This window comes from Alicyclobacillus pomorum DSM 14955 (genome assembly GCF_000472905.1).
Classification (GTDB): Bacteria; Bacillota; Bacilli; order Alicyclobacillales; family Alicyclobacillaceae; genus Alicyclobacillus_A; species Alicyclobacillus_A pomorum.
Genome location: NZ_KI421475.1, coordinates 1 through 4648 on the forward strand (window position 1 = coordinate 1; position 4648 = coordinate 4648).

Below are 4648 nucleotides of genomic sequence, written 5' to 3' on the forward strand. Positions count from 1 at the left end.
TGTTCCGGCCGATTACCGGAGATTCGATTGAAGAAGCAACTTCGGAGGGATTTTTATGAAGCGGCAAACTCATAAGATGACGGTTTCCATTGACGAGCATTCATCCCATCTCGAACAATTCAAGGATTTCTTCAAGCAATTGGACGATGAAGGAAGAACGATCGAAACGCTGGCCCGGCAAAGAATTGATGACTATCAGTTGAAAGCCATTAACGCCACGCTCGCCCATGTCTGGAACAAGAATGAATATTACCGTTCGAAGCTGGAAGAAGCGGGCTTCACGGAACCGAAGATCGATAGCCTGGAGCAATTAGCTTCGGTACCGTTTCTCAAGAAAGACGTTATACGAGGAGACAAGATGAAGATCTTGTGCGTCGATCCCAAAGAAATCGGTCAGGTTCATCTTACAAGCGGAACTTCCGGGAAGCCGATTTATACCGCCTATACATTAGCTGATCAATATGTATACGATTTGCTGCCCAAATATTTGGCAATTTTCGAGGAGTCGGACGAAGATGTAGCGGCCATCGCGCTGCCGTATGAATTCGCGTTGCCTGGTCTCGGTTTTCAACGTTTGTTCCAGTTTGCGTTCGGAACGACGGTGCTGTCGCTTGGCAAAGGCGGATACATGGCTCCCGTCGATAAGTCTCTGGAATTGATGAAAGAATACCAAGCCACGGTTCTCGCTACTACTCCTTCCTATGCAGCGCTTTTGGTCGAACAAAGCGAGCGGTATGGCATCAAAATAGGCGAAGATATACGACTCAAGAAGATCTGGCTTACCGGTGAAGGGTGCTCCTCTATGTTCCGCGATCGGCTGGAGAAATGGTGGGGCTGCGAAGTGTCCTTCTTCTACGGCTCGACAGAGTGCGGGGGTATAGGCATTGAATGCAGTAAACACAAAGGGTATCACCTCATGGAAGGGCATGTAAAGGTAGAAATTATTGATCCGTCTTCGGGGAAGCCGCTTCCGAATGGCCAAACCGGAGAGATAGTTGTGACGACGCTGCTGCGCGAAGGAATGCCGATGGTGCGTTACCGGACCGGGGATATCGGCTATTTGCAACAGAACAGATGCACTTGCGGAACCACCATGGACGTTCTGCACCTGAGAGGCAGGATGGAAAATATGCTGCGGGTGAATGGCGAGGACTATTCTCCGTTCTTACTGGAACACTTCCTTATGGAAATTCCCGAGGTGGGCATGTGGTATCACTTCAGGCTGAATCAGGGAGTTCTTACGATCGAAGCCGAGCCGTTTCAGACGAATTTAAGCGACGAGCAATTGGCGGAGAAAATCCGAAAGCATATGGCTGATCGGATCGGGATTGAATGCCAGGTCGAAATCAGACACGACATCCCCCGTACTTTCGGCAAAGCGACCCGAGTATTCGTTTAGACAAAATCTCGGGAACAGGGAGGGCTGCATTATGACTGAATACGATCGGGAGCGGGAGCGAAAGTTCAAGGATTTGTTGGCGCGTATTGTAAAATCGCCTCTGTACAAGGAAAAATTATCGAATTATAACCTGAACGGAATCGGGTTGAACCAAATCCGAACGCTGCCGCTCACCACAAAGAAGGATCTCCGGAAAGCCGGCGCTTTCGGCCACCTTGCCGTCGAAATGAAAGAGGTGGCGCAATACCACGAATCCACCGGCACGACCGGGGAGCATTCCTCCTCCTGGTTTACCCTGCAGGACTTGGGGACCGGAGGGAGGCAGTTGAAGGAATGCGGGGTACGGTTGACCCCCGAAGATCTTGTTCTGATCCGCTTTCCTTACGCAATGGCACTGCCCGCGTTCCTGATGCAGCAAGCGGCATGGCAGTCGGGAGCGGGGATTGTTCCCGCAAGCGGACGCACCGTAGTTACGCCATACCCAAGGGTACTGCAGCTAATGGAGCGTCTTCATGTCACGGTAGCCGCCGGGCTGCCTCGAGAGTTTGAGCTCCTGGCGGAAACAGCGCGTTTGATCGGTTCGACTCCGAGCAAGTATTTTCCGGCATTGCGGGCCATTTGCGTTGCCGGAGAGTTAATGGGCGACAAGCGCAGGGAGCACATACAAAAGCTGTGGGGCGTGCCTGTCTATAACATGTATGGCTCGACGGAAACCGCCAATATCGCTGCGATGTGCGAATACGGCATCATGCATATCGTGGAACAGGATTTTTTCGTAGAAGTGTTGCAGGAAGACGGTTCAGGCCCCGTTGAGCAGGGAAAGAGGGGGGGTGCGGCGATTACCACATTTTCTCATCGAGGTTCTCCTCTGTTGCGATACTTTAACGAAGACATCATCTCTGTCGAACCTGCCTTATGTGCTTGCGGCCGAACGGGGGGCAAGCTCGTGCATTACGGCAGAAGCAAGGATCGAATCCGTTTTGGCGATAACGTTCTGGACGGCTTTGATATCCAAGAAGCCGTATATTCGCTGTCTCCTGTTCCGGATGCCTGGAAGGCGCTCGAGCAAGAGAACGGGCTGCACTTTCTTCTTGATTCGCATGATTCCGGGAAGTGGTCGGAGGACGCTGTGCGTTCTCATTTATCCGGCAAGCTTCATGTGCCTGTCACCATAGAGATCGTCAACGACTCCAGGCTGCTTGACCGGGTCGAGCTTGTGAAATATGTCCCGTCGACAAAGCCGGTATATATTCAAAAATTAACTTGAATGGAACACGAACGAGAGCGAGAGTTTGCCGGCTATTGCCGCAAAAGGGTCAGGATGGCAAGCACAAATTGGCCTTGAAAGGTGCCCGTCATGGGTTATATAGGAAGGGAGTGCTCGTATGAGTGGAACATTGCAGCAATTACAATCTCAATTGAACGGGATAAACCGGCAATTGCTTCATCTGCTAAACGAACAGGAGCGTACAGCCGCTGAAATTGTTCGGATAAAGGAAGAGCAAGGGATATCGGAAGCGGATCCGATAGGCGTCCAGCAAATGGTGAGTGAGCTTATAAGCCATAATCAGGGCCCCATCGCTAACGACACGATCATGAACTTTTTCAAGGAGATTTTTCATGCATACCAAAAAAAGCAAAACAATGCGAAAACCGAACAAAAACTCCTCGTGAGCCGACGACACAAGAGCGAGGATACGATTATCCGGGTCAAGCAAGCCGAGTTTGGAGGCGTCTCGCCCGTCATGATCGCGGGTCCCTGCTCAATCGAATCGAGAGACCAGCTTCTGACCGTTGCAGCTGCTTTGAAGAATGCGGGTGTTACCGTCTTGCGCGGAGGCGCGTTCAAGCCGAGAACCTCTCCGTACGACTTTCAAGGGCTTGGTGTGGAAGGATTAAAAATCATGAAGGAAGTGGCTGACGAACTCGGTATGGTGACGATCAGCGAAATCATGAGCCCTTCCCAAATCGACACAGCAGCCCGCTATATCGATATCTTTCAAATCGGCGCCCGCAACATGCAGAACTTCGATCTGCTCAAAGCCGTCGGACAATCCGGACAGCCTGTTCTTCTGAAGCGAGGCCTTTCCGCTACTTTGGAGGAGTTCATTCTTGCGGCGGAATACATCCTGTATAAGGGGAATGACCGGGTCATGTTGACCGAGCGCGGTATACGCACATTTGAAAAATGGACGAGAAACACGCTCGATATTTCTGCAGTTCCACTGTTGAAACAGGAGACCCATCTGCCGGTGCTTGTGGATGTCAGCCATTCCGCCGGCCGAAAGGATATTCTACTGTCCTGCGCGAAGGCCGCACTTGCCGCGGGCGCCGACGGGATCATGGTCGAGGTGCACCCGAATCCGCAGGCTGCACTCTCTGATGCGAACCAGCAAATCAATATCGACGAGTTTCATACGTTTTGGCAGGGACTCTGCGATTCGGGGCTTTTCTAACGCTGCCGAGCAGCACGAACAGAAATTCGCTAACGGAGGGGAGTGTATGACGGATAAAATCTTTTTCGACATGACTTCGCATGATGCTGGAAGGACGATTGATTTCTTTCATGGGTTGATATTTAGCATGCTGCGGGTGACGGATGGCCGCACAACGGATTTGCTGGAAACTCTGTTGGACGAAAAAATGCTGGTTCATGTTATTCGGCAAGAGCAAATTGATGAAGATCATGCCGATCGTGTTGGCCAGTCCTCCGGTGCTCCGTACTATATCAGAGAGTCTCTCTTGATAAGCGAGAGGAGCCGCCTTGTTGTATCTCACAATCTTGCGCTGGTGCACTCGCAGCATGTACCGCCCTTTTTGTTTGAGAAGATAGCGGAGCGGCAAGAGGGGATTGGAAAAGCAATCAGCACTATGGGGTTGCAAACGTTCAGAAACGTGCATGACTTCGGGGCGATAAATGGGGAAGACGCGCTCGATCTGTTCCAAAAGCCGACCCAGCTTCGTTTTCCGGATCTGCGAGAAAAAGTGCCTTATAAAAAGTACTCGATTTATTTCGGCCCTGCGCCGGGAATCGAGATGCTTGAATATTTTAATCCGAATGTCATCAGACATCGTTTAAACCAATTAATCGGAGGGATAATCATGAGAGAAAAAGGAACGAAAGAGCAGGAGCAGATCAAGAAACAAGCACGTAAAGCGGAAGAAGAAAAGGTAAAAGAACAAGAGAAGCTCGAGAAACAAGCACGTAAAGCGGAAGAAGAAAAAGTAAAAGAACAAGAGAAGCTCGAG

Annotated in this window: 4 protein-coding genes; all 4 read left to right on the plus strand. The window is 50.8% G+C overall.

What is annotated here, in order from left to right; all coding sequences use genetic code 11:
- Window positions 1-55 precede the first annotated feature (55 nt).
- Window positions 56-1399 (plus strand): phenylacetate--CoA ligase family protein, encoded by a 1344-nt coding sequence (locus tag YWK_RS0117510; protein WP_026965783.1) that lies wholly within the window; start codon window positions 56-58, stop codon window positions 1397-1399.
- 31 nt (window positions 1400-1430) lie between these two features.
- Window positions 1431-2666, plus strand: coding sequence for a phenylacetate--CoA ligase family protein (locus YWK_RS0117515; RefSeq protein WP_026965784.1), 1236 nt, complete (start codon window positions 1431-1433; stop codon window positions 2664-2666).
- Window positions 2667-2784: 118 nt separating this feature from the next.
- Window positions 2785-3855 (plus strand): bifunctional 3-deoxy-7-phosphoheptulonate synthase/chorismate mutase, encoded by a 1071-nt coding sequence (locus YWK_RS0117520; protein WP_026965785.1) that lies wholly within the window; start codon window positions 2785-2787, stop codon window positions 3853-3855.
- 46 nt (window positions 3856-3901) lie between these two features.
- On the plus strand, window positions 3902-4648 hold a 747-nt coding region (locus YWK_RS22200; protein WP_211231427.1), incomplete at its 3' end, for a hypothetical protein.